Source organism: Paenibacillus sp. FSL H7-0756 (assembly GCF_038006765.1).
GTDB lineage: Bacteria > Bacillota > Bacilli > Paenibacillales > Paenibacillaceae > Paenibacillus_AQ.
The window spans coordinates 1,358,188-1,383,088 of sequence record NZ_JBBOVT010000002.1; the positions used below are offsets into that span (position 1 = coordinate 1,358,188).

The 24,901-nt window shown below is 52.1% G+C and carries 24 protein-coding genes; 6 read left to right on the forward strand and 18 right to left on the reverse strand.

Annotation, left to right across the window (positions count from 1 at the left end; all coding sequences use genetic code 11):
• Positions 1–69: 69 nt before the first annotated feature.
• Complete coding sequence (gene helD / locus NST04_RS22585) at positions 70–2,427, reverse strand: RNA polymerase recycling motor HelD (protein WP_341186231.1); 2,358 nt, start codon at positions 2,425–2,427, stop codon at positions 70–72.
• 87 nt (positions 2,428–2,514) lie between these two features.
• Entirely contained in the window at positions 2,515–3,570 is a 1,056-nt protein-coding gene (locus NST04_RS22590; protein WP_341021272.1) for an FUSC family protein, read from the reverse strand.
• Between the two features lie 193 nt (positions 3,571–3,763).
• Here NST04_RS22590 and NST04_RS22595 point away from each other — a divergent pair, with 193 nt between their 5' ends.
• Entirely contained in the window at positions 3,764–4,279 is a 516-nt protein-coding gene (locus NST04_RS22595) for a hypothetical protein (RefSeq protein ID WP_341021271.1), read from the forward strand.
• A 97-nt stretch (positions 4,280–4,376) separates the two neighbouring features.
• On the opposite strand, the gene NST04_RS22600 is transcribed toward NST04_RS22595, so the two are convergent.
• Positions 4,377–5,048: a phosphatase PAP2 family protein gene (locus NST04_RS22600; RefSeq protein WP_341021270.1), complete on the reverse strand. Its 672-nt coding sequence runs from the start codon at positions 5,046–5,048 to the stop codon at positions 4,377–4,379.
• Positions 5,049–5,145: 97 nt separating this feature from the next.
• On the opposite strand from NST04_RS22600, the gene hfq reads away from it, so the two are divergent.
• Positions 5,146–5,382 carry an RNA chaperone Hfq gene (gene hfq / locus NST04_RS22605; protein WP_036694444.1) on the forward strand — a complete coding sequence of 79 codons (237 nt, stop codon included), beginning with the start codon at positions 5,146–5,148 and terminating at the stop codon, positions 5,380–5,382.
• 128 nt (positions 5,383–5,510) lie between these two features.
• Here the strand turns inward: hfq and NST04_RS22610 are convergent, their stop codons facing one another.
• Positions 5,511–6,617 carry a lactonase family protein gene (locus tag NST04_RS22610; protein WP_341021267.1) on the reverse strand — a complete coding sequence of 369 codons (1,107 nt, stop codon included), beginning with the start codon at positions 6,615–6,617 and terminating at the stop codon, positions 5,511–5,513.
• Between the two features lie 184 nt (positions 6,618–6,801).
• Between NST04_RS22610 and NST04_RS22615 the strand changes: the two genes are divergently transcribed.
• Together NST04_RS22615 and NST04_RS22620 are read left to right on the forward strand one after the other, a co-directional pair.
• Positions 6,802–7,137 carry a LytTR family transcriptional regulator DNA-binding domain-containing protein gene (locus tag NST04_RS22615; RefSeq protein ID WP_173126417.1) on the forward strand — a complete coding sequence of 112 codons (336 nt, stop codon included), beginning with the start codon at positions 6,802–6,804 and terminating at the stop codon, positions 7,135–7,137.
• Between the two features lie 255 nt (positions 7,138–7,392).
• Positions 7,393–8,571 carry a peptidylprolyl isomerase gene (locus tag NST04_RS22620; protein ID WP_341186232.1) on the forward strand — a complete coding sequence of 393 codons (1,179 nt, stop codon included), beginning with the start codon at positions 7,393–7,395 and terminating at the stop codon, positions 8,569–8,571.
• 129 nt (positions 8,572–8,700) lie between these two features.
• Here NST04_RS22620 and NST04_RS22625 read toward each other — a convergent pair whose 3' ends face one another.
• Entirely contained in the window at positions 8,701–8,895 is a 195-nt protein-coding gene (locus NST04_RS22625; protein WP_341021264.1) for a DUF2188 domain-containing protein, read from the reverse strand.
• 79 nt (positions 8,896–8,974) lie between these two features.
• On the reverse strand, positions 8,975–9,574 hold the full coding sequence (locus NST04_RS22630) for a nitroreductase family protein (protein WP_341021262.1): 600 nt from the start codon (positions 9,572–9,574) through the stop codon (positions 8,975–8,977).
• A 277-nt stretch (positions 9,575–9,851) separates the two neighbouring features.
• On the opposite strand from NST04_RS22630, the gene NST04_RS22635 reads away from it, so the two are divergent.
• Positions 9,852–11,267 (forward strand): metallophosphoesterase, encoded by a 1,416-nt coding sequence (locus tag NST04_RS22635; RefSeq protein WP_341021260.1) that lies wholly within the window; start codon positions 9,852–9,854, stop codon positions 11,265–11,267.
• A gap of 51 nt (positions 11,268–11,318) precedes the next feature.
• On the opposite strand, the gene NST04_RS22640 is transcribed toward NST04_RS22635, so the two are convergent.
• Positions 11,319–12,248, reverse strand: coding sequence for a phosphotransferase (locus NST04_RS22640; protein WP_341023284.1), 930 nt, complete (start codon positions 12,246–12,248; stop codon positions 11,319–11,321).
• A 236-nt stretch (positions 12,249–12,484) separates the two neighbouring features.
• Between NST04_RS22640 and NST04_RS22645 the strand changes: the two genes are divergently transcribed.
• Positions 12,485–13,678, forward strand: coding sequence for an IS256 family transposase (locus NST04_RS22645; RefSeq protein WP_341186233.1), 1,194 nt, complete (start codon positions 12,485–12,487; stop codon positions 13,676–13,678).
• A 211-nt stretch (positions 13,679–13,889) separates the two neighbouring features.
• On the opposite strand, the gene NST04_RS22650 is transcribed toward NST04_RS22645, so the two are convergent.
• From NST04_RS22650 to chvE, 11 genes are all read right to left on the reverse strand, one after another.
• Positions 13,890–14,450 carry a DNA polymerase III subunit beta gene (locus tag NST04_RS22650; RefSeq protein ID WP_341186234.1) on the reverse strand — a complete coding sequence of 187 codons (561 nt, stop codon included), beginning with the start codon at positions 14,448–14,450 and terminating at the stop codon, positions 13,890–13,892.
• Positions 14,396–14,653 (reverse strand): hypothetical protein, encoded by a 258-nt coding sequence (locus NST04_RS34055; RefSeq protein WP_445667938.1) that lies wholly within the window; start codon positions 14,651–14,653, stop codon positions 14,396–14,398. Before NST04_RS34055 ends, NST04_RS22650 begins: the two co-directional genes overlap by 55 nt.
• Before the next feature lie 18 nt (positions 14,654–14,671).
• Positions 14,672–14,905, reverse strand: a complete 234-nt coding sequence (locus NST04_RS22655; protein WP_341021259.1) for a ribbon-helix-helix domain-containing protein — start codon at positions 14,903–14,905, stop codon at positions 14,672–14,674.
• 177 nt (positions 14,906–15,082) lie between these two features.
• Positions 15,083–16,297, reverse strand: a complete 1,215-nt coding sequence (locus NST04_RS22660) for a chromate transporter (RefSeq protein ID WP_341186235.1) — start codon at positions 16,295–16,297, stop codon at positions 15,083–15,085.
• Positions 16,298–16,447: 150 nt separating this feature from the next.
• Positions 16,448–17,875 carry a M56 family metallopeptidase gene (locus NST04_RS22665; RefSeq protein WP_341021256.1) on the reverse strand — a complete coding sequence of 476 codons (1,428 nt, stop codon included), beginning with the start codon at positions 17,873–17,875 and terminating at the stop codon, positions 16,448–16,450.
• The gene (locus NST04_RS22670) at positions 17,872–18,231 is read right to left on the reverse strand and encodes a BlaI/MecI/CopY family transcriptional regulator (protein ID WP_341021254.1); all 360 of its coding nucleotides are present in this window, start codon (positions 18,229–18,231) and stop codon (positions 17,872–17,874) included. The genes NST04_RS22665 and NST04_RS22670 overlap by 4 nt, the downstream gene beginning before the upstream one ends.
• Before the next feature lie 248 nt (positions 18,232–18,479).
• The gene (locus tag NST04_RS22675) at positions 18,480–19,988 is read right to left on the reverse strand and encodes a copper amine oxidase N-terminal domain-containing protein (RefSeq protein ID WP_341186236.1); all 1,509 of its coding nucleotides are present in this window, start codon (positions 19,986–19,988) and stop codon (positions 18,480–18,482) included.
• 92 nt (positions 19,989–20,080) lie between these two features.
• A complete protein-coding gene (locus NST04_RS22680; protein ID WP_341186237.1) occupies positions 20,081–20,749 on the reverse strand; it encodes a TraX family protein in 669 nt (222 codons plus the stop codon).
• Between the two features lie 238 nt (positions 20,750–20,987).
• Positions 20,988–22,151 (reverse strand): multiple monosaccharide ABC transporter permease, encoded by a 1,164-nt coding sequence (gene mmsB / locus NST04_RS22685; protein WP_341186238.1) that lies wholly within the window; start codon positions 22,149–22,151, stop codon positions 20,988–20,990.
• 6 nt (positions 22,152–22,157) lie between these two features.
• Positions 22,158–23,687, reverse strand: coding sequence for a multiple monosaccharide ABC transporter ATP-binding protein (mmsA, locus tag NST04_RS22690; protein ID WP_341186239.1), 1,530 nt, complete (start codon positions 23,685–23,687; stop codon positions 22,158–22,160).
• 102 nt (positions 23,688–23,789) lie between these two features.
• Complete coding sequence (gene chvE, locus NST04_RS22695; RefSeq protein WP_341186240.1) at positions 23,790–24,899, reverse strand: multiple monosaccharide ABC transporter substrate-binding protein; 1,110 nt, start codon at positions 24,897–24,899, stop codon at positions 23,790–23,792.
• Positions 24,900–24,901 lie beyond the last annotated feature (2 nt).

Genomic DNA, 24,901 nt, shown 5'->3' on the forward strand with positions numbered 1-24,901 from the left:
GAAGCTATAGTCTCCTAATATAAGAACAAAACCGCCTCGCGTCACACGCGCAGGCGGTTTTATATTTGCTCACTTCTCTTGCGTACCAGCCGTTACCGTTTCACGCACAGCAGCAGGCATGAACGGGCTTGGCTGTCCCAGACTGTAGATATGAAGCAGATGCATCGCCCGGGTACAGGCGGTATAGAACAGCTTACGTTCATGTTCACGCCCGTATTTCTCAGCGGAACCGTCATAGATGATTACAGCATCGAACTCGACGCCCTTGGCGAGGTAGGCTGGAAGCACCAGCGTCCCTTTTTGAAAATTAGGCGTTTCCTTCGTGACCAGCCGCACCGGCAGCCGTTTCTCCAGTTCACCGTGCACCTGTGCGCTCTCTTCTGCGGTCTTGCAGATCACAGCCACATAATGATAGCCCTGGGCATGAAGCTTAAGCACATCCTGCTCCACAGAGGAGAGCAGATCGTCTTCACTGTCCACCAGCGTCAGAAGCGGCTCCTCCCCCCGCCGGTTAAAGGGTACTATCTTCTCGCCGCCGGGAATCATCGCCCGTGTGAATTCAACAATCTCATACGTAGACCGGTAGCTGCGGGTCAAAGAGATCACCTCGGTGTTCTCTTCGCCGTAGATGCTCACCAGCCCGGCCAGATCTCCCAGCACCTCGCCTTGGGCATAGATCGCCTGATTCAGGTCGCCCAGCACGGTCATTTTGGCCCGGGGAAACAGGCGGCGCATGAATTCCAGCTGGAACGGCGAGTAATCCTGCACCTCATCGACAATGACATGACGGATCAGCGTGTTCGTCCGGAAGCCCTGGCTAAGCTCCTTCAAGTACAGGAACGGTGTCGCATCTTCATAGGCCAGCTCATTGCCCCTGATTGCAGTAAGCGTCTGCGCGCAGATCTCATCCCACGCTTCAGGCAGCGGCTGGCGGGTATCCAGGCGTTCTATCAGCTCACGGCCCTCGAATAAACGGCTGTACAGCGCCTTCACATCCACGAAGCGCCCGCGCTTGGTCCAGCCGCGCAGCGGCTTGAGACGCTGGCTGACTACGTAGCGGGCCAGCAGGATTCGCTCCGCATCATAATCATCGAAGCTGTCATTATGCCCTCCGCCCTTGCGGCGCATCTGGTTATAGGCCCGCTGATAATCGCTGTTGTCCATCAGCTCAATCTGCTCGTCTACCCATGCCGCACTCCGCTCTTCTGCGCCGAAGGCCGCAATTTTTTTGAGCAGCCAGCCCGTCATCAGTTCAATCCGGTTCGCCAGCTTGATGCCCGGGTCATAGCTGTAGAACTGGCGCTCCATCTCTTCCTTAGAGGCAACGGCCTTCCCCTGGAACATCAATGGCTTGAACAGCATGCCTTCATGCTCCAGCAGATTCACATATTGCCGGATGGCGCTAAGGAAGGCTACTGATGATTTATAAGCAATGCCTTCCCGGCGGATATAGGCTTCCTCCCCGTCCGGGGCATTCAGCAGACTCTCCGTCTGGCTGAACACATCCTCCAGCTGAAATTCCTGGCCCAGCCGGTGCTCCAGGTACATCTGGAAGGTGGTCTGCTGCATATTCTCTTCCCCCAGCTCAGGCAGCACAGTGGATACATAGCTGTTGAACAGGGGGTTCGGCGAGAAGAGCAGCATCTGATCTGCCTGAAGCACCTCGCGGTACTTGTAGAGCAGATAGGCTACCCGCTGTAGCGCTGCTGATGTCTTGCCGCTCCCGGCGGCTCCCTGCACAACCAGCATCCGGCTTCGGTCATTACGGATGACCGCATTCTGCTCCTTCTGGATGGTGGCTACGATCGACTTCATCCGGTCATCGGCACTATGGCTCAGTACCTGCTGAAGCAGTTCATCGCCGATGGTGACGCCCGTGTCGAACATGACTTCAATCTCACCGTTATCAATCACGAATTGGCGCTTCAGCTCCATGGTGCCTGTAATCTGTCCTCCAGGTGTCTCATAAGATGCAGGTCCCGGCGCCCCGTCATAATACAAGCTGGAGATAGGCGCGCGCCAATCGTAGATCAGGAAGGTCCCGTTATCCTCCATCAGCGAACCGATGCCCAGATAGATGGTATCAGCCGCAGCATCCTCCGCCTCCGAGAAATCAATCCGGCCAAAATAGGGCGATACTACCAGCTTTTTATATTTTTTAAGCGCCTTGCTGGATTGCAGATGATGGCGTTCGCGTTCGTTCAGAATCTGTGCCTGCTGCCGCAGACTGGTTGAAGTCTCCCCCAGGTCGTCGGGGCTGCTGAAGTTCACTGTGACCTCTTCCCAGAAGTCTTTGCGCATATCCACGACATCCGTGCGGTGGAGTCCCAGCTCCTCTGACAGCAGCCGGATATGGGCAGACAGCAGCTTGGTGATGCCGTTTACCCGCTCCTGCTCCTTTTGCCACTCGTGATCATGTTTATCCAATTCATTTCATCCCCTTTGGAAGGTTGACTAACAATGTTACCAACTCTTTAGTCATTTTACAAGTTTTTGCTATATAGATCTCGCGCTCTAAATCTTCTCACTCAGCACTGTACTGTCCTTGTCATCTGCGTTCATCCGGTGGATTTGGTCAGCCACTTTATCCAGACGCTCCAGCTGATAGCCGTAGTCATAGATGGCCGCAGCCACCACCGACAGCCGGAGCTGCCCGGATTTCTGCGGATCATATCCGTTGATGGCGGATTTCAGGAAGCGGTCATTGTCCTCCGCCAGCGGCTCGGAATCATTGGCTCCCGGCTTCAGCTTATCCTCGAATTTCAGCAAAATGTACTCATGGTACTTGATCAGCTGCTCCAGATGGCGGTCGAACAGCTCATCCGTTTGCTCCGTCCGGTCAGCCTGGAAGTAATGCCGGTCAATCGCCTCAAGCACCTGATAGCCCTTTTGCAGGGAACCCAGCAGGTTTTTGTAGACAACCATCTGCCTCGTCTGACTGTATTTAGCCTTGCGGAGCTGCTTCTGCTCCTCCTCGAACAACGCGTATTTGTCAGCCAGCGCTTTAATCGCGCCTTCCAGGCCGTTCTTCTCATCCCGGAATACACTTTCCTTCATCTCATGCGACACCGCTGTCCGCAGCAGCAGCGATAAGCTGGTGAACACATTCTCGATCTGCCGGATGTACTGCTTGCGCGGCTGGGGCGGAAATACAGAGATATTGATAATAAAAGCCGACAAAATCCCGGTCAGGGTCAGCAGGAACCGGGTTAAGGCAAACTGCCACTGGCCGGAAGCCTCCATGACAGAGATGACTGTGACCAGCGTCAGGCCGATGGTGTCGGCACGGTTCATTTTCATGCTGATCATAATCACCAGGATACATACCAGTCCAACCGCAATCGGCTCATTGGAGAGCAGCATTCCGCCAAGCAGCGCAATCACGGCCCCCATCGTGCTGGTCTGGATCTGATCGAGGAAATACCGCCATGATCTGTATATGGACGGCTGCATGGCAAAGATTGCCGCAATAGCCGCACCGACAGGAGAAGCGAAATTGAATAGAACGGACAGATAAAGCGCAAGCGTTACGGCCATTCCTGTTTTGAGTATGCGGGCACCGAAAGCCAAATCCATCCCTCCCAAGAGCTTGAAGCTTATCATAATTACTGTGGATGTTCATCCTTTATGTATATCTTGTTATTACCCATGAACTGCGCTGGCGAATTTTAGTATGTCTTAAGCCGGGCTTCAGGATTCTTTCAGCTTTCAGGGAATACTGTTATACCGGGTAGTCACTATAACCATCAGAAGAGGTGTATTCATGAAAAAAACGACCCGAACCCTATCCGCATGGGCAGCAGCCATGATGCTTGCCCTGTCTCCAGCAGCCGCCTTCGGCGAGCAGCTTCCCAAAGGCACAGCCACCCCTCCTCCGGCCTCACCGCATGCCGGCAGAGAGCATACCGGCAGAGAACATCCCCCTCACCGCAGCGGGGACCGGAATCTCAGGGCCGGAGGCCATTTCATTATCAGCGAAACGGCTGAGCTCCTGGGAATGGGCCGTGAGGAGCTGATTGCCAGCCTGAAATCGGGTAAGACCCTGACAGGTCTGGCCCAGGAGAAGAAGGGCTGGAGCGAAGACCAGTATGTCCAGAAGCTGAGCGATGCCGCCAGCCTGAAGCTGGATGGATTCGTCAAGGAAGGGAAGCTGACGCAGGAAGACGCGGCGAAGCTGAAACCGGGCTTGCCGACGCTGATCAAGCGCAGCCTCAGCCGCGTAGCCCAGCTTCACCAGGGCAAGCCGTCACCGCCGCCTGCTGCTACGAAGGCCCCCTGAACTGTACGGCACCGTCCCGGGGGAGACAAGCTAGCGAGACCGTCCTCCTTACGGATGGATACCGTATGTAAGAGAACAGGCACTGAAATGCCCGGAGTTACTTCTTCCGGGCATTCTTTGTGTGATGCGGATTCGCTTTGTAATTCCGGTAAGCTTCGAAGCAGGCCGCCGACAGCATCAGCCAGGCTCCGCTCGCGGCATAGCCGCCGATCACATCACTCGGATAATGCACCCCCAGATAAATCCGGCTCCAGCCGATTCCTCCGGTCATCAGCACAGTGAACAGAATCAGCAAGAACCGCTCGCTACGGCTGTGCATATGCCGCCAGAGCAGGTAGGCAATGACCCCGTATAACGAGAAAGCCGCCATTGAATGTCCGCTGGGGAAGCTGTAGCCTGCCTGCTCAATCAGCCTGTGAATGGTGGGACGCTCCCGGTGGAACCACAGCTTGAGGAGCGTGTTCAGCAATTGGGAGCCGAGGCCCACCCACAGAAACAGGGCAAGCTCCAGCCGGTGCTTTAGCGCGAAGAACAAAATGAGCATGGTCAGCACGGAGATCCCTATTGCCAGCTTCGAGGAGCCGACTAATGATAAGCCTTTGGCCAGTGCGGTAAGCGGCGGAGATTCCATCGATTGCACGAACCGGATCACCGCATGGTCGAAGCCCTGGGCTCCGCCCAGCTTAACCAGTAATGCGATCAGGATAAAAGCCAGTAAAAACCATATAAACCGCCGGAATCCACGGGACCAGTAATGATAATATAGCATAACTACCCCCTTGTCTATTTCTCAGGCCTTAAGAACACATTTCCTGGGAAGGTCTTTCCCGTGTTATAATGGCCTGGAGAAATTATTTTAATTAAAGATGGAGTGCTGCCAAGTGGAAAGTCTAAAATTGCAGGAACGTTTGTTGAACCAGTGCATCTCAACAAAGATGCCTGTGACGATCTTTACAACTAACGGAGTCAAAATGCAGGGACTGGTAACCTCTTATGACGCTTATACGATCACCTTGCAGGGTCAGGGTGACGGAAGACAGAACGTACTCTTCAAATCGGCAGTCTCCACCGTGGTGCCGCTGAAGCCCGTCTCACTCAAATAAGCTGTCTGATCGGCGCACATTTTAACCTAAGCTACTACAAATGAACCTTCCAGGAACTCAAAAGGAACACCGGAGCAGCATCCCGGTGTTCCTTTTGCCGTTGTCTCCTTTGAGTCAGCCAGCTTGTCCTACACGGGGAAAACCGCCGGCATCACGCACACCGGCTTCGACAGCTCAGCTGTGTTGCCGGTGAAGCTCAGGCGGCCGCTGCCTTCGTCCAGGGAGAAGACAACCAGATTATTGCCGTCCCGGTTGGCAACAATCAGATACGCACCGTCCGGTGTAACTGTGAAGTGACGGGGATGTCCGCCTCTGGTGGATACATGCTCTACTAGGGTCAGCCCTGCCGTCTGCGGATTCACAGCATACTGTACGATGCTGTCATGTCCGCGGTTCGAGCCGTACAGATATTTGCCATCCTTGGAGAAGGTGATCTCTGCACAGCTGTTCTGGCCGGCTTCATAGCCTTCAGGCAGTGTGGATACAGTAGCAGCCGTCTTCAGGGTTCCTGCCGCAGCATCATATAGGAATGATGTCACCGTGCTGTCCAGCTCATTAATGACATAAGCGGACTTCCCGTCTGGATGGAACACGAAATGCCGCGGTCCTGCACCGGCATGCAGCGCAGTGTCTCCAATCGCTTCCAGCGTTCCCGCCTCTGCATCTATCCGGTAGCTGCGGATCAGATCCAGTCCCAGATCCGAGACAAACAGGTAACGTCCATCAGGGCTGAAGATGGCAGAATGCGGATGGGGACGGTCCTGGCCCGGAGTCCCACCATGTCCTGTGTGCTGAGCGATATCCGTCAATGCCACAGGCAATCCGCCCTTGTCCAGCGTGAGGAGTCCGACCGATCCCCCGTGATAGCTGCACACGACCAGATGTTGATTTTTGGCGTCCCGGTTAATGTTACAGGTCGTGCTCTGGCCTTTGCCTTCGGAAGGCATAGTCTGAATCCGCTGCAATTCGGTCAGCTTGCCTGTCTCAGGATCGATAGCGAAGGTTATAACCTCCCCTTCCTTACCGCCCGTACCGTTCGGCTTCTCCCCTATGGCATACAGCTTGCGACCGGAAGGGTCCACATTGACGAACGTAGGATTCGTCAGGCCTCCTGCGGTATCCAGCCGCTCCAGCGTGCCTCCGGCTTCACCGTCAAAGGCAAACACCTGGATTCCGCTCTCTTCTGCGGTGGCGTAGGAACCGGTAAATAACAGCAGCTTCGTCTTTTCGTTCATCTAGAATTCCTCCTCAAGTTAAACAGCCATCTATATAATTTACAATTTTTCGTGAGGGTTGACAAATGCAACGGAAAAAGTGACAAAAAACATTTCAAAAATAAGACTTCTCAAGCCGTTCAGAGTATGATATAATGAAAGCGCTAACATTAATGTTATTAATCAAGATAAAGGGGGAACACGAATGAGCAGCCTGCTGGAAGCCAGAAATGTATATGAGGACTTCGAGGTGGAGACAGACATTCTGTTCTTTAAGGTCGGGGACCATGACCTGGTCATTTTTCACGGCAGAAACTACAATATTAAAAAGAGAATGACTGCCGAGCAACTGAACCGCTTATTGTCGAGCAACAGCTATTATCATGTGTACGGAGGCTGCTACGTGAATCTGAACAAGATCAGCTCCATAGAGGACGACTGCATCTACTTCGGTGAGATGGGCCTCTATGCCAAGTCTGTACGGGTTCCAAGACGTAAGCAGGAGAACATCCGCCATTTGCTTAAGGGACTGAGTTCCTAAGCCGGAAACGTTATCCGCACACATCTTGCAGTACGGTACTCTTCTATTCGAATGATTACAGTCTCTCTCATCAGGCCGGAGCGCATATGGGGACACCCGTGCTGCTCCGGTTTTTCCTGTGTTTTACCTGTTTCTTAATGGAATCTTAAAAAGTAATTGTGCTTTTTTATACTTTCTTAAGGTTTGGAATTCTGTTTTCTGGTAAAGTTGTAGAAAGACAGGCACCACCTATATTGAAGGGAGTCATTAATTATAATGGACAAAAAAGATTTCAATGAAAATGAAAAGCTAGAAAACGGCTTTACGCCGGAAGAGAATGATACTTCTGTGATTACTCCGGAAGAAGGAATTGAGCCTGCTGGAACAGCCCCTGTGCCGCAGGAACCTGTACAAGCAGCTCCAAGAGTTGAAGAAAGCGTTCCCGTAATGAACAAAGTCGGCGGCGGAGGTACTCCCCCATCCTCACCTGCTCCATCCGGCGGCGGCAAAGGCTGGATGATTGCATCGCTCGTACTGGCAGCAGCACTGATTGTAGTGCTGATTGTACAGCCTTTCAAGAAGGATGACAGCAAAGTTGCCGTTGCTTCCGTGAACGGAACAGACATCACCAAGGCGCAGCTGTATGATAAATTGCTTGAAGCCGGCGGGGAATCCACCCTGCAAAACCTGATTACCACCACGCTGGTGGGCCAGGAAGCCAAAAAAGCCAACATTAAGGTTACCGATGCCGACATCAACGAGGAGATCGAGAACCTCAAAACCCAGTTCGGCGGCGAGGAAGCTCTGAATAACGCTCTGCAACAGAGCTCGATGACCATTGAAGACCTGAAGAAGCAAATGCCGCTCCAGGTTGAAATCCGCAAGCTGGTAGAACCGAAGGTAACCGTTACCGATGATGAGATCTCCAAATACTTCGAAGAAAACAAAGCGAAATACAATCAGGAGGAAGAAGTTCGCGCTTCCCACATCCTGGTGAAGACCAAGGAAGAAGCTGACGCTATTCTGAAGCAGCTCAAAGACGGCGGGGATTTCGCAGCATTGGCTAAAGAAAAATCCGCTGACACCGGCTCCAAGGACAAGGGCGGCGATCTTGACTTCTTCAAACGCGGAGACATGGTTGCTGAATTCTCCGATGCAGCCTTCAAGCTGAAGGTTGGCGAAACCAGCGGCGCTGTGAAATCCGATTACGGCTACCACATCATCAAGGTTACTGACCGCAAGGAAGCCAAAGAATATACACTTGCCGAGAAGAAGGAAGAAATCAAGAAAACTCTGATGTCGCAGAAGGTATCCGAGATGTCTGCTACGTGGCTGGCTGATCTGAACAAGAATGCCAAGATCACCAATACGTTGACCGACAAACCGGATGCATCCGCTACTCCGGCAGCCAGTGAAGCTCCTGCTGCGGCAACGGAAGCTCCTGCTGCAAAATAAAGATTGCGATATTGGTACAAGCTATAACAATATAGAAGGCTACAATAAAAAGGACAAGCGTTCATCCGCTTGTCCTTTTTATTTGTGTTCAGATGTCTGCCTCAATTATTGTTCGTGCAGAGTGAGCTGCTATTGCCCTTTTTTTCGGATCTGCTTATCGTGATTCTCGCCCCACTCTTTGGCCTGTGCAGTGGCGATGGCGATGGCCCGCCCCTCCTCATATCCGTCGTCCAGCAGCGCATTGGCAATCTCCACCGCTTTGTTGCGAACAGGCGCAGTGAAGTTCTTCAGTGAATCCGGGTAGTTCTCCTTATTCCATGGCATGACAAAAACCTCCTTGATCTGGCTATATTCATACTTAGCCGGATCAGGGAGGTTCTAAACTGCTTATCGCAGGGTTTTCTTACTTAATGACCTTCACGCGTTCTTCAATCGGTTGGAATTCCTTCTCGCCAGGAGGCGTCAGGATGTTGCCGAATGGCATCTGGGCAATCAGCTTCCAGTCCGCAGCAATACCGAAGGTCTCCTTCACTTCATCGTCGATCAGCGGGTTATAGTGCTGTAGGGATGCACCCAGACCTGCTTCTGCGAAGGCAGTCCATACTACGAATTGCAGAATCCCGGAGGACTGGTTGGACCAGATCGGAAAGTTCTCAGCATACAGGGCAAAATTCTCCTGCAGGTGCTTCACCACTGCCTGATCTTCGAAGAATAGCACGGAGCCGTAGCCGGCTTTGAAAGAGGACAGCTTCTGAGCCGTGCCTTCGAATTGTTCAGTAGGAACGATCTTGCGCAGGGTCTCAGCTGTAATATCCCACAGCTTATCATGTTGTTCGCCCAGCAATACGACAGCTCTTGAGCTTTGCGAGTTGAAGGAAGTTGGGCTATGTAGAACGGCCTCTTCAACAATCTTCTGAATTTGTTCATCAGAGATTGGGGATTCTTTACTGATGGCGTATATGGAACGTCTGCCTTTTACCGCTTCAAAAAAAGTCTTAGACATAAAATAACTACCTCCATTAAATTAAGTAACTTACTTTTTTTAATTGTAACACTTTTCCGGTCTGAATACAACACATCATTCACAACTTTTTCCTGTACCAGCTCTTTGTTTGTATATCCGCTCTTAGTGTCGCTGAATTGAGTTCAATTATGCACCTTCCACTATTTTCTATAAGCTATTCTGGAGGTTTAGAAACAACGGCTAACATATCGTATATACAACCCTGTCATAAATACGCTACAATGATTCAGCTAAAATACAGAAAGAAGGTTAAGCTATGCGCGTCCCGCTTCATAACCGCACAACTCATATGGTGAAGCTCACCTTAATGATGCTCCTCTCTTCCCTCCTCATCCTCAGCGGGTGTGAAGACTCCGCTTCTTCTGCCTTGAACGCTGTTCCAGCCGCCGCCGGGGCCGTGACCCCTGCTACAGAACCCGGAGAACCAGTATCCTTCTGGGTCGCCACCGATACACATTATCTGGACAAAGCCCTGGAGGACGGTGGGCAGGCCTTCCAGACTTATGTCACAGGCGGCGATGGCAAAATGCTTCCTTACAGCGATGAGCTGACCGAAGCCCTGGTCCGGGATGTGGAACAGAACAAGCCGGCCTTCCTCATTCTGAGCGGCGACCTTACGAATAACGGGGAAGCAGGTAGTCATGAGGAGCTGGCTGCGAAGCTGCACCGGATGGAAGCTGCGGGAACCCGCGTCTACGTCATTCCGGGCAACCATGATATCAACAACCCCTGGGCCAGATCGTTCGACGGTGACAAGCAGGTCGTGGCCAAGCATATTAACGTAGAGGATTTCCTGCGCATCTATGACGATTTCGGATATAACGAGGCGGTCTCGCGGGATGCGGACAGCTTAAGCTATGCGGTGAAGGCCGCACCCGGCCTGTGGCTGCTGATGCTTGACAGTGCGCAGTATGCTCATAACGAAGAATATAATTTTCCGCAGACCGACGGCCGCCTTCTGCCCTCCACCCTTGCCTGGATTGACGATAATGTGAAGCTGGCCGCTCAGGAGCATGCAGCTGTGATTACCGTGATGCATCATAATCTGCTGAGCCACACCTCCATGGCCGTATCCGGGTTCAAGCTTAATAACAGTCAGGAGACGATGAAGGCTTTTCGCCGGAACGGGCTAAATCTGGTGTTGTCCGGGCATATTCATATGCAGGATATCCGCCGCGATCCTCCAGAAGCCTCTATAGATCCGGCCTTACCTGTCTATGATATTGCTACAAGCGCCATGGCGGTGAATCCGCACCAGTACGGCAGAATGACCTTCGATCCCGCATCACGGGCCGTGACCTACCATACCACTCAAGTAGATGTTGACGGCTGGGCCAAGGCCAACCACAAGACCGATCCGCACCTGCTGAACTTCAAAGCGTATGCGGAGCAGATCTTCGCAGAGAACTCGTATGACAAAGCGATGAGCCGGCTTAAGGAGAGCAGCTTCACAGAAGCGCAGAAGCAGTTGATGGCTGAGGTGATGTCGAAGCTGAACGTGAAGTATTTTGCCGGGAATGCTGCTGATTCGCTGGAGGAGATTCGGGCGATGCCGGGATTCAAGCTGTGGGAGAGTATGGAGGGCGGCTTCATGTCCGGATATATCCGCAGTATGGCGGAGCACGCAGAAGAGAGCAATACCTCGCTGGAGATGGTTCTGACTACACAATAGCTGACAGCAAAGCCTCCCTTCCGGTGTACGAAAGCGAGGCTTGTTCCAGGCTTATGCTTCTATGAACTGGAGCGCACACTCTGTATGATGATCGGCAATTCCTTGTGCGAGCTGCTGGTCAGGGAAGCCTCGGTGAACTAGCTTCAACCCGCCTGAGATTAATGAGAGATGATGATGGAACTTATAGAACAGCTTCCGGTTCTCATCGAGCTGAACATCTTTCAGATAGCGGTAGTGCTTCCCAAAACGCATCTCCAGGAAGCTGTGTTCGTGTTCAATATCATAGAATTCGGCTCCTTCAATATCAATCAGGTAAGGCTCCAGCTGATCCGTTACGATCACATGATTGGGTCCAAGCTCCCCGTGAATGAATCCGTAGCTGTTTCGGGGTACTATTTTGGACTCCAGACTATATAGTTTGTCGAGCAGTTTCCCTTGATTCTTACGGATGGCTTCCACATGCTCTGCGGCGTAAGTTAGCTGTTCGATCCCATTGTATAATTGATGCAAATGACATTGTGTGTTGTTAGGCGCAGTCTGATCCGGTTTACCGTAGGTTCTGCTCTGAATCCTATGCATGGCATGAATCATCTCTCCCACCTGCTGGAAGACCTTATCCTGAACCTTACGGTCCGGATGCTTGAAATATCCCCCGGCCTCTTGTCCGGCTACATACTCAACCAGCGCATAATCGAAATCGTACCGGTCTCTGTCCTTATTCAAATCATAGAGTATTGGTGTGCGGATCGCATGCTCTATCAAGAACCTGTTATTACTCTCAAATAATTCACTCCCATAGGACTCTGCATGCAGGTTATGATTAACGATTTCTTCCTGAAAATAATTCATGATCAGGTCCCACACGTACAGAATACAGGAGAACCCATTGCTGCAGTCGAGCTTATAGACCACCTTCTGGGCACCGCCCTCCATCCTGCTGACCTTTACGACTGTATAACTCGTGCCTAAGACCTTCTCCACATACTCCTGCAACTCAGCAGTCCCCAGATGACATTGAAATTTCAAGTAACCACACTCCGCTTCTTCTTGTATTGCCGGCTACTTTACTCTATTCCATTCCAGGAAAAAAATATAGACTGTTTCTTTGCGCTCGATGGCGTAAAGTAAGTTGTGTACCACAATTTGGAGCCTAGCCAGGCACCAAAAAAGTAGGGTATCCTCGGGTTTACCACAACACCAAGAAGGAGCCCTACTCGATGACTATTGTACCCGAACATATGCTAAATAATCTATTTGAAAAACTTGTTAAAGACTTCATGAAAGAGAATATGGAATCGCTCCTGCGTGCCGAAATCCAAGGGTTTATGTCGAGTGAAGAAGCCGGTGCCAGCAATAGCCGTAACGGATACTATACACGGGATCTGCATACGAGATACGGCCATATCGAGGATCTTCAGGTTCCCCGGGACCGCCAGGGTCTCTTTCAAACTCAGATGTTTGAACCCTACCAACGGCGGGAGGGCTGGCTGGAAGAAGCGGTGATCCAGATGTATAAATCCGGCATGGGAACCCGGGACGTGGCCCGATTTATTGAAAGCATGTTCGGCAGCCATTACTCGCCCACCACCATCAGTAACATCACCGCTACGGTGCTGGAGGATATCCACCAGTGGCAGAAACGTCCGCTGAGCAAACGCTACTCTGTGATCTACCTGGATGGGCTGTACGTGAAGCTTAAACGGGGCACGGTCCGGGGCGAAGTCGTCTATTTTGCCATGGGAATCGACGAAGAAGGTCAGCGTCAAATCCTGGGGTTCTACGTAGGGGGTCAAGAGAGCTCGAATGGCTGGCGGGAGGTGCTCAAAGATCTGTACGCACGCGGGGCCCAGGAAGTGCTGCTCGGTGTATTTGACGGACTGCCGGGGCTCGATGCGGCCTTTAAAGAAACCTACCCGCAGGCGGATGTGCAGCATTGTGTGGTGCACAAAGTACGAGCCACGTTACCCAAAATCCGTGTGGAGCACAAAACCGATGTGATTAAGGCCCTGAAGACCGTGTATGATGCACCAGATGAGGTCGTGGCCCGGGCGAACTTTGACACGGTGAAAGCGAAGTGGAATGCGTTATACCCGAAGGAAATGCGGTCTTGGGAGGAGCAGCTTTCGACGTTACTGACGTTCTACAAGTACCCGGAACCGATGCGTAAAGCGATTTACACGTCCAATCCCATTGAGCGAATGAACAAGGAAATCCGCAAACGTCTGAAGCCGATGAACAGCCTGACCAACATGGATGCGGCAGAAAAAATCGTGTATCTGGAGATGTTAGGCTACAACGAAAGGTTTGGGCAGCGAGTCACCCCTGGCTTTGGGGTGGACACGGTGAAAAAGAAGCTCAGCCAGCTCTATGAAGCCCGCTACCCTTCGTTGCCCACAGTCGTAGAAGAGTAGCCAATGAATCCAATTTCTGGGGGTCGGGGTTCCCCCTCCCCCCAGAAACACTACACCCCCAACCCGTAACCCCGGGGAGGTACTTCTACTCATTTACACAAACTTCTTGACGCTACCTTGCGCTCTGTTATTATGTTGAATTAGGTCTTGGAAAAAATAGTCATACATATTTTTGCTTTTTATTTACGGATAACAGGGCTATGCCTTACGCTTACTTTGCGGTTCGCACTGGAGTAATTAGAAAAAAAGTTGAAGAAAGATCATTCAACGGATGTATGACTATCGGGCTCATTTTACCGGTGAATCTCAACCGTATGAACTCGCTACTCGTACCATGAAGGATGTCTGCAACATACTTTCCATTTAGCGAGATCGTGAAATCCTCCCCGTTCTTCTCGAGTATAGATACCTCGTCCTCAATATCTCCAATTTCTGCGGTTTGGGATAACAATCGTAGTCTGTCGGCAGTGGTCTCTAACCTTACAATACTTTCACTGGCCAATACCGTCGTCCGTTCTACCGCTTTTAACAGAGGATCTATTCTAATTGTAATCTCTGATATAAAAGTGTGCGGAATCACATGGTGCAGGGACGGGTACTCCCCTTCAATTAAAGCAGATTGAACCATAATATGGTTAGCAGTGAATCTAACATGACGATTGGTTACTTCAACTTCTGTTGTTCTGGCCTCGCCGTCCATAATTTTAACCGCTTCAATTAAATTTCTGCCAGGAATAATAATATGCCTCTCCATCTCAGCTTCATGTTCCACATCAAGGTTGTATTCTCTTGAGGAATGCGATATTGGATAGTCATACTGCTATTGCTTGCGGTAACTATAAGTTCATTCATTCGAGCTTGTATATGAACGCCTGTCAGTATGGAAATCATATGGTTTGCCGGCACAGCCCTTAACACTTGCTGAAGAGCTTTGAGAAGAATATCCTTGCTGACGTTGACCCGCACTGGCTTCACCCGCTTCCATAAACTACATTACAAATCGGTAGATTCAATCAGAGATCGGATCAGCTCCGACCGGGACAATTTATGCTCTGCGCAATGCTGTTCGACCTTCTCCCAAAGCTCATTAGTTAAGGTTACCGAGACTTTTTTCGTTACACCTATGTTCTTGCGGCCTGCTCCCTCCCGGGGACCTCCTCTTGCAGACATGAATCCTAATTGACCTTCTTTATTGGAAAGACCTATTTTCAGATCATTTTGACTCAATTTGACTTGTCTCCTCTTTTTTTGAATTAGGTTACCTATTTCAATATCTATATTACTATTTTATCATACGATCAATGGGCTTACAATGTTAGGATTGGATGATTCTGGTGGCAAAAAGAAACCCACAACAAAAAACTGACCCTGCAAAGTTGCAACGGCCAGTTCTATATAGAGCGATCACATTCCCCCGATCACCATTCCACCCGCCGCACCGGCTAACACAACCAACCAAGGCGGCAGCTTCCAGAAGACCAGCATTATGAACAGAATGATAGCCAAGGCAAAGTCCAGCGGCGCGAGGATGGCTGTCGTCCACAGGGGATCGTACCAGGCGGCAAGCAGGATACCGACCACAGCGGCATTGATTCCGGTTAAGGCTCCTTGAATCCGGGGGCTCCTTCTTAAGCTGTTCCAAAAAGGCAGTGCGCCTGCAACCAGCAGAAAGGCTGGCAGGAAAATTGCGAGCGTGGCCAGGGTGGCCCCGGGAACACCGTCGGTCATTGCTCCAAGATAGGCTGCAAAAGTGAACAACGGACCCGGTACAGCCTGCGTCGCCCCGTATCCCGCCAAGAAATCGGCTGGGCTCACCCAGCCTGTAGGAACTACTTCTTGTTCCAGCAGCGGAAGCACGACATGTCCGCCGCCGAATACCAAAGCACCGGAACGATAAAAGCTGTCAAATATCGCTATTCCTCCAGTCTCCGCCGTCCCTCTTAGGAGTGGGAGTACTATCAGGAGTAAGCCGAACAACGCTAAACAAATGATGCCGGAGGACCGGCGAATGGGGACCGGAACATTCGTCAAACTCTCCGCAGAACTGTGGCGGTACAGCCATAACCCGGCTATGCCCGCTGCAGCAATCGATAGAATCTGACTGTAGCCGGTCTGCCATGATAATGTAACAGCTGCCGCAATAGCCGCGATGGTCACTCTTTCCCGGTCCGGGGTCAGCTTCTGCCCCATGCCAAGGATGGCCTGGGCAACAATCGCGACAGCTACGATTTTCAGTCCGTGAATCCAGCCAGCACCGGCAATATCATAGCCCTGAAGCAGGAAGGCAAACGCGGCCAGTACCAGGACAGAGGGCAAAGTGAAGCCCAGCCAAGCGACCAACCCGCCCAGCCAGCCTGCCCGCACCATCCCGATGCCAATCCCCACCTGACTGCTCGCCGGACCGGGAAGGAACTGACAGAGCGCTACCAGATCCGCATAGCTTCGTTCATCCATCCATTTCCGGCGGCGGATATACTCATTGTGGAAATAACCCAGATGGGCGACCGGTCCGCCGAAGGAGGTAAGACCCAGTTTGGCGGATACAAGCAGGATCTCAAGTAACACCCCAGCCTTCCCCCTCCGATGGTCTCCCGGCACCGCCTGCTTCTCTGCTTGCATATCTATTGCTCCCTTGACCCTAGAATGTATACCTCATTCCAGACTATCATCCGAGTTCAAGCATTAGATAAAAGGTACAGCAGTGTTCTGTAAATGTTCTGTAAAAGTGCGTATTGCCTCACTGTACGCTAGTTGCAGGGCTGAATGATTCTATGGTGTAAGCTTGACACTCTCCAGCCGGTCGATCAGCCTACGAAGGCCAGCTTCATCCGCTCCAGACGGACGGACATCCTCGCCCAGCAGCTTATCCACCTCTTCTCTGGTAAATGTGAAGCTGTAACTTATCCCTTCATCCGCAAGCGAATAATGAATGATATCTGCATTATCGATGAGGGTGAACAGCAGGACCGAATTCTTCAGGAGAGGGTCACGGCTTACTGCCTGAAGCTCATCGTTCCACATTCCCTTAATATCATTCACTGTATAATTGACGGTTAATGCATACGGGCGGGAGCCGGTTGTCAGCTCAATGCCTGCCCTCTCCAGTCCTTCCGGCAGCGGCATTGCACCAAGCAGCGCTGTGACTTTGCTGGCGTCCCCAATATACTTTGTTTTGCTCTCCAGCAGCTGATCCACCGCATAACCGGAATCTAACACCTGCGCCGGGGGCTCCACAGTCTTCGGATTGGCTGTACATCCAATAAGCAAGATCACAATAAGCAGGGTACAAGCGGCCATACTCCTTGAAGTCGGTTTACGGTACGCCAGAATATGCTTGATCCGGGCCTTCACACTGCTCTCGCCAAAAGCCAGCGGGCTGCCGGTCATAAGACCGCTCCGGCGGGCTGAGAAGCCAAGCAGGGAGCCTGAGTAGCTGCTTTTAACCTGCGGACCCAGCTTCCGGATCACCACTTCATCGCAGGACATCTCCATATCCTTGCTCATGAGCACAAAAGACAGCCACATCAGCGGATTGAACCAGTGGAGAATGACCAGCAGGAACATCAGCGGCTTGACCAGATAATCCCGCCGGTCAATATGAGTCTGCTCATGCAGCAGAATATGGGACAGCTCCTGTTCGCTCACTCCGGCCGGAATGTAGATCCTTGGCTTCAAGAAGCCGAAGACGAAAGGAGTCATAATCTGGTCGGTCTCAAAAACATGCCCATTCACCAGGGTTGCCGTACGGACTCTGCGCATGATTCTTACATAAGAGAACACGCTGTACAGCAGCAGTGTTATAGCGCCTGTCAGCCAGATCATACTGCCGGCCCACAGGATGATCTGCACCGGATTCACGCTTGCTGCAGGTGAAGCCGGCGGAAGCAGGCTGTTCAACAGACTTCCATGAGAAGCTGTTCCGGTCTCCACCGCAGGCTGTGCTTGCATCCCGATGTTCTTCGGAACGAATTGCAGCTGCCCTGTGCCGGACGGGCCCGCAGGCCCTGCCAGCTTCAGGATACTGAAGCTTGAAGTGAAGCTAACCGGAAGGATCAGCCTGATCATTACTGCTGACCACAGCATATAGGAGAAGATTTTGGGAGCGCGCCGCAGCAGGACTCTCGCCAGCATCACGGCGACGGCCACATAACTGGCGGTAATGCTCATGTTCAGAATACTGATCCACAGGTCCGTCATTGAGAGGCCTCCTCGATAATCCTCTTCAGCTCCGCAGCTTCCTTGGCCGATAATTTCTTATCCCCGAGAAAAGCAGTCAAAAACTGCGGCAACGAGCCGCCAAAGGCTTTGTCCACGACCGTCCGGCTCTCATGCCGCTGTGCTTCCGACTTCGGGATGATGGCGGTGACCACAGCCCCTTCGTTCCTGAGAATTCCCCGCTCACATAGCTTTCTTAACACGGTATAGGTCGTGGACTTCTTCCAGCCCAGTACCGCTAGACTCAGCTTCACCAGCTCAGTGGAATTAATCGGTTCATGGTCCCAGATCAGGCAAGCAAATTTATATTCGGCATCATATAATTTGTAGGGTTCCATCCTGTTCACTCCTTATAAGTTTATTGCAGTAGACCTACTGATGTTAAGTCTATTGCAGTAAACCTATATTGTCAAGGATACACCCGTTACCTCCAGCACAAAATAACCCCACAAAGCGGGGATTTAGCTTCGATGATAAATCAGGTACTTTGCGGGGACCCCAAAACACATAAATTCTTATCTATCAAAAGAAGCCGGAACCGCCTGATTGCTCAGGGGTCCCGGCTTCTTGATTATTGCCTTACTTCTTACGGACGTTCGATCCAGATATAGCCGTCATCATCTACTTCAACCGTAGCATGCAGGCCTTCGGCCAATACACGCAGCGGCACATTAGCATCTCCGTACTCATCTACGAATACCGCTAACGGAAGCTTCACGGTCTTGCCGGCAATTAGTGCCTGCGCGGAACCGATTTTGAATACGAGCTGATCGCCGTATACATCATCGGTAACCTTGATCGACTTGTTAGGTCCATCCCACTCTACCTTAGCATCCAGATCCTCTGCGACATAGCGCAGCGGAACATAGGTAGTGCCATTCTTCACAACCGGATAATAATAATCGTCGTCCGGTGCGATCATCAGGCTCTTAGCGGTGATTCCCATCTCTTCTTTGAGCAGCTTATATACCTGTGAATTAGGTTCGAAGCTTCTCAGGGTCTCCCCTGGAGTAAGATCTCCCATGGAGTAATCAATTGCACCTGTTGTGCTGATCGCATCAGCGGTAACAGGACCGTTCACATTCCAAGTTTCGGATACCAGCTTCATGTTGATGCTCTGCAGCGGCAGATATTCATCGGCCGGAAGAGCGACATTGAAGTCGATGTTCTGTTTGCGGACATGGAAGCCGCTGTCCACGAAGATATCCGCGCTCAGCTTGGTATCCTTGCCTAGAACAGTCTTAAGTTCAGGAGTGCTCTCATAGAGGTTCTCCAATTGCTTGTCATAGACCAGCAGGAGAGCATCCACAGCCAGCTTGGCTGCATCATGCACTACGGTAACTACCCCTTCTTTGTCCTCCAGCGGAATATCGCCCAGACCAATGCTGTTCAGATCTTCAGCTCTGTCTTTGATGAGCGGATACATATAATCATATAGACCGCTGATCAGGGCAGTGAAGCCTTCGGTATCCTTAGACACAGATCTCAGGAAACTCTTAAGCAATACTGGAAGCTCTTCTCCTGTAATTTCCGTATGTAGCTTCGTCAAGCTGGTTGGCTGGCCGTATACGGATTCATTTACTGATGTCACTGTGATCGCACCCGGATTCGGAAGATTCTTGATCACAAACTGGGAGGCCAGCTTGGTGAATTCCAAAGTCTTGGCTGGATCAGTTACTTCCAGGCCAAGCAGCATTTCATTGCTCTGAAGCGGCATGTAGAACGGCTGCTTCGCACCTTCAGCGGTGAAGACCAGGTTCTTCTGGTCGGTGAAGAGGGAGAAAGGAATCTTGAACTCCTTGTAACCCACAACTCCTGTGGCCGAGACATTGCCGTTATCCTGAACCTTCACATGGCCGAGCGTAAGTGATAAGGAATTAATAAGATCAACAACTTCCCGGTCCTCTGCGGTGATGCCTGCGGCAGGAACAGCGCTCAGGGTCATCGTAGTGCTTGATTCAGAGGATTTAACATCCAGATCCCCCAGCAGTGCCTTATTGACATCGAAGCCGCCAACCGCTTGGCAGCCTGACAGAATCAGCAGCAGGGCGAGAATCGGCACCAGCCATTTGGTTCTTGCTTTCATTTTCTTCATAGCATGTCTCCTCTAGCTCATAATTTGGCAACGTACCCATCATCTCAGAGGAGCATCAATTTGTAAATACAGCACCTGGAAATGATGAACCCTCATACGCTAAATAAACTCCGCCATTCTATAAATACCCATTCTTTGAAAAAGAGAAACTTTACCAAGGCAAGTATTGCTAAATGGGCCGGATAAAAGCTCCACCAGACCCAGCGCGGCAGACGTCTCTTCTCCAGCAGCACCCAAAAACCCGGGGTCAGCGCAATCAGAACGGTCGGAATAATGCTGGCCATCTGCACCAGCCAATTATAATAGAACAGATAGAATACATTCAGCGCCAAATGCGCCAGCACGAGCACATAAGAACGGGTATAACGGAAGATCAGCACCAGCAGCAGGCCGTAGGCGTTGTAGTCAAGCGGCAGCGCATCCATCAGCAGCACAGCGACTACCACTACCGGAATACCCGTCCACAGATTGGGCAGCTTATCAAGCAGGGCAAGGACCAGCGCTGAGATCAGCAGGGTGAATACGACGTTCCAGCCTCCCGGATGAATCGCCAGATTGTACGGAATTTGCGCCAGCACAGCGATGACAAGCAGCCGCCGCAGATAGCGGGGTCTGGAGGAGGTATGGATATAGCCTTGCGCCAGCGCGTAGCAGTAGATCGGGAAGGCAATTCTCCCCACATATCTCCAGGCAAGCTCACCCGGGAAAAAGATCAGCCCAACATGGTCAATCAGCATGGTCAGCATGGCAATAATCTGCATCTGTAGCCTCCTGTTACTTGCATGAAATTTAAAGTACCTTAGGTGCTATTATCCATGCCAGAGGCAGATGCTGCAAGCTGCGCGGGAAGACTTGTACGCCAAATAACCCCACAAAGTGAGGCTTTAGCGTAGGTGATGACTCAGGTACTTTGCGGGGACCCCAAAACATATAAATTCTGGCCAACAAGCCGGAGCCGCCCCATCTGGAGCAGTCCCGGCCTGAGTCTCTATCCTATTATCAAGCTGTCTTCGACTTGTTATAGATATCGAAGCCTACGGCAAGCAGCAGCACCAGTCCCTTGATCCCCTGCTGCCAGTCTACGCCGAGGCCGACGAGCGACATGCCGTTGTTCATGACGCCCATGACCAGACCGCCGATAATGGCTCCGACCACGGTTCCGATTCCCCCGGACGCGGAGGCTCCGCCGATAAAGCAGGCGGCGATGGCATCCAGCTCGAAGTTGGTACCAGCCTTGGGGGTGGCAGAGTTCAGGCGGGCCGCGAAGACCAGACCGGACAGGGCAGCGAGTACACCCATGTTGACGAAGACCCAGAAGGTCACCCGTTTGGTTTTGACGCCGGAGAGGCTTGCTGCCTTCTCATTGCCGCCCAGGGCATAGATATGCCGCCCCATGGTCATGTGGTTCATGACGAAGGAGTAAATCACGATCAGCACCATCAGAATCACAAGGATGTTAGGAATCCCGTTATATTGCGCCAGAACATAAGTGAACAGGTTGATGACGATCACCAGCGCAGCGGCCTTGGCAACGGACATCCAGACCGGAGATTGCTCGAAGCCGTACTTCACCGTGATCCGGCGGCTGCGGATTTCCTGATAAATTACCAGCAGCGACAGGACAATTCCGATCATTAACGTCAGTATGTTCAGCGAGCCGCCGCTGGCCACATCAGGAATGAACCCGGAGCTAATCTTTTGAAATGTCTTCGGAAACGGCGCAATCGACTGCCCGTTCAGCACGATCATCGTCAGGCCGCGGAATAGCAGCATGCCCGCCAGGGTCACTATGAACGCCGGGATTTTGACATAAGCGACCCAGAAGCCCTGCCAGGCCCCGACCAGCGCACCCATCAGCAGCGAGAGGACTACCGCCAGTACCGGATTCAGCTCCATATCCACCATCATAATGGCCGACAGGGCGCCGATGAAGGCAGCTACCGAGCCGACGGAGAGGTCGATATGACCGGTGATAATCACCAGAACCATCCCGATCGCCAGCACCAGTATGTAGCTGTTCTGCAGAATCAGATTGGTCACGTTCAGCGGCTTCAGCAGAATGCCGTCCGTCATAATTTGAAAGAACACCGAAATAAAAATCAAGGCAATAATCATGCCGTATTGGCGGATATTTTTTTTAAACAGTTCACTAATGGCTCCCATGCGGTGTTACCCCCTGCTTCGTGTCATAAATTTCATCAAAAGCTCCTGCGTGGCGTCCTTCCGCTCCACTTCCCCGCTGATCCGCCCCTCACACATGGTGTAGATCCGGTCGCACATCCCGATAATTTCCGGCAGCTCGGAAGAGATGACCAGCACGCCCTTCCCCTCTGCGGCTAGGCTGTTGATAATGGAATAAATCTCATATTTCGCCCCGACATCAATGCCCCGGGTAGGCTCATCGAGGATCAGAACATCCGGCTGGGCGTAGATCCATTTGCTGAGCACCACCTTCTGCTGGTTGCCGCCGCTGAGATTCACGGTTTTTTGCAGGATGCTGGGGGTCTTGATGTTCAGCTTCTTGCGGTACTCCTCTGCGACCAGCACTTCCTCGTTCTCATTAATGACGCCATGGCGGGAGAGCTTCTTCAGACTGCTAAGCGAGATATTCCGTTTGATATCGTCAATCAGGATCAGGCCGTAATGCTTGCGGTCCTCGGTCACGTAGGCTAATCCATGCTCTATCGCCTGGCTGATATTATTCAGGTGCACTTCCTTGCCGTGCATAAAAGTCTGGCCGCTGATCCGCTTGCCGTAGGACTTCCCAAACACGCTCATCGCCAGCTCCGTACGCCCTGCGCCCATCAGCCCGGCAATGCCGACCACCTCGCCGCGCCGGATGTGGAGATTGATTCTATCCAGCATTTTGCGGTCCGCCTGAGTCTCGTGATAGACATTCCAGTCGCGGATCTCGAAGATCGTCTCGCCTGGGTTAGGTGTGCGCTCAGGGTAACGGTTCGTCAGGTCGCGCCCGACCATGCCTTTGATAATGACATCCTCTGTAACGGCATCCTGCTTCATATCCAAGGTCTTGATGGTCTGTCCATCCCGCAGAATCGTGACGGAATCCGCTATCTTCTCGATTTCGTTCAATTTGTGGGAAATGATAATCGAGGATATCCCCTGCTTCTTCAGCTCCAGAATGAGCAGCAGCAGGTTCTCGCTATCATCCTCATTCAGCGCCGCTGTCGGTTCATCGAGAATGAGCAGCTTCACTTCCTTGGAGAGCGCCTTCGCGATCTCTACAAGCTGCTGCTTGCCGACACCTATCGTTGAGACTCCTGTAAACGGCGATTCCTTGAGGCCGACGGTGGTTAGCAGCGCCTTGGTCTTGACCGTCGTTTCGTTCCAGTTGATCACCCCGCGTCTGGCCTGCTCATTGCCGAGGAAGATGTTCTCCGAAATCGACAAATACGGAATCAGCGCCAGCTCCTGATGGATAATAACGATCCCCAGGCCCTCGCTGTCCTTGATATCCTTGAACTGGCATACCTGCCCCTGATATAAAATATCCCCTTCATACGTCCCGTGCGGATACACTCCGCTAAGCACCTTCATCAGTGTGGACTTGCCTGCCCCGTTCTCTCCGCAGAGGGCGTGGATCTCGCCTGCCTTCACCTGCAGATTGACGCCCGAGAGCGCTTTGACGCCGGGGAATGTCTTGGTAATGCCTTTCATCTCCAAAATAATCTCACTCAAGTGCCTCTCACCCAGCTTTCCTTGTGACTGTGCAGCGGTTCACCAGCGGCGCTCCTTGCTTCTCGGCTGCCGCCGGTGCCCGCTAGACCTGCGCTATGACGGCTATTGTCCCAGCTGTTCCTTGGTATAGTACCCGCCGTCTACCAGCACTTTATCCACGTTGTCCGCATCCACAGAGACCGGCTCCAGCAGGTAGGACGGGACGATTTTGACACCATTGTCGTAGGTAGTGGTATCGTTGACTTCGGCTTCGGTCCCCTTCAGCACACTCTCGGTCATCTCCACCGCCTTCTTAGCCAGCTCGCGGGTATCCTTGAATACCGTCTGGGTCTGCTCTCCGGCCAGAATCGACTTCACCGAAGCCAGCTCGGCGTCCTGTCCGGTGACCACCGGCAGCTTCTTGTCACCGGAGCCGTAGCCTACACCCTTGAGTGAAGACAGGATACCGATGCTGATGCCATCGTAAGGAGACAAGACGGCGTCCAGATTATCGCTCGCATAGTTCGCGCTCAGCAGGTTATCCATCCGTGACTGGGCGGCGGCGCCGTCCCAGCGCAGCGTAGCTACCTTATCCATCGTAAGCTGCTTGCTGCGGACCACCAGCTTGCCGGAATCGATGTACGGCTTCAGAATCGACATGGCGCCATCGAAGAAGAAGTAGGCATTGTTGTCATCCGGCGATCCGCCGAACAGCTCGATGTTGAACGGGCCCTTGCCGTCCTTCAGGCCAAGCTTCTCCTCAATGTAGGAGCCTTGCAGCACGCCCACCTTGAAATTATCGAAGGTTGCGTAATAGTCTACGAATTCACTTTTTTTGATCAGACGGTCATAAGCGATGACCTTAACGTTGGCGTCATGCGCCTTCTGCAGCACATCCGTCAGCGCCTCGCCGTCAATTGAAGCGATTACAATGGCGTTCACGCCTTTGGTGATCATGTTCTCAATCTGCGACACCTGATTCTCGACAACATCCTCCGCATATTGCAGATCCGTGCCGTAGCCCAGCTTCTCGAACTCCTTGACCATGTTGTTGCCGTCATTCACCCAGCGCTCCGAGGATTTGGTCGGCATCGCAATGCCCACCTTGCCCTTGGATGTATCCCCACCGCCGGAAGAGCTGCCGGCACTGCTGGATGAATTACCGCTGTTGCCGCATGCAGATAAGATGAGTACCATTGTTAGCAGAAGCGTGATCATTGAATATCTTTTCATTC

Bases quoted from the DNA above. Each gene is read 5' to 3' on its own strand.
- NST04_RS22595 (WP_341021271.1), top strand. From the start codon at position 3,764: ATGAAAAAAACGACCCGAACCCTATCCGCATGGGCAGCAGCCATGATG.
- NST04_RS22600 (WP_341021270.1), bottom strand. From the start codon at position 5,048: ATGCTATATTATCATTACTGGTCCCGTGGATTCCGGCGGTTTATATGG.
- hfq (WP_036694444.1), top strand. From the start codon at position 5,146: ATGGAGTGCTGCCAAGTGGAAAGTCTAAAATTGCAGGAACGTTTGTTG.
- NST04_RS22610 (WP_341021267.1), bottom strand. From the start codon at position 6,617: ATGAACGAAAAGACGAAGCTGCTGTTATTTACCGGTTCCTACGCCACC.
- NST04_RS22615 (WP_173126417.1), top strand. From the start codon at position 6,802: ATGAGCAGCCTGCTGGAAGCCAGAAATGTATATGAGGACTTCGAGGTG.
- NST04_RS22620 (WP_341186232.1), top strand. From the start codon at position 7,393: ATGGACAAAAAAGATTTCAATGAAAATGAAAAGCTAGAAAACGGCTTT.
- NST04_RS22625 (WP_341021264.1), bottom strand. From the start codon at position 8,895: ATGCCATGGAATAAGGAGAACTACCCGGATTCACTGAAGAACTTCACT.
- NST04_RS22630 (WP_341021262.1), bottom strand. From the start codon at position 9,574: ATGTCTAAGACTTTTTTTGAAGCGGTAAAAGGCAGACGTTCCATATAC.
- NST04_RS22635 (WP_341021260.1), top strand. From the start codon at position 9,852: ATGCGCGTCCCGCTTCATAACCGCACAACTCATATGGTGAAGCTCACC.
- NST04_RS22645 (WP_341186233.1), top strand. From the start codon at position 12,485: ATGACTATTGTACCCGAACATATGCTAAATAATCTATTTGAAAAACTT.
- NST04_RS22660 (WP_341186235.1), bottom strand. From the start codon at position 16,297: ATGCAAGCAGAGAAGCAGGCGGTGCCGGGAGACCATCGGAGGGGGAAG.
- NST04_RS22665 (WP_341021256.1), bottom strand. From the start codon at position 17,875: ATGACGGACCTGTGGATCAGTATTCTGAACATGAGCATTACCGCCAGT.
- NST04_RS22670 (WP_341021254.1), bottom strand. From the start codon at position 18,231: ATGGAACCCTACAAATTATATGATGCCGAATATAAATTTGCTTGCCTG.
- NST04_RS22675 (WP_341186236.1), bottom strand. From the start codon at position 19,988: ATGAAGAAAATGAAAGCAAGAACCAAATGGCTGGTGCCGATTCTCGCC.
- NST04_RS22680 (WP_341186237.1), bottom strand. From the start codon at position 20,749: ATGCAGATTATTGCCATGCTGACCATGCTGATTGACCATGTTGGGCTG.
- mmsB (WP_341186238.1), bottom strand. From the start codon at position 22,151: ATGGGAGCCATTAGTGAACTGTTTAAAAAAAATATCCGCCAATACGGC.
- chvE (WP_341186240.1), bottom strand. From the start codon at position 24,899: ATGAAAAGATATTCAATGATCACGCTTCTGCTAACAATGGTACTCATC.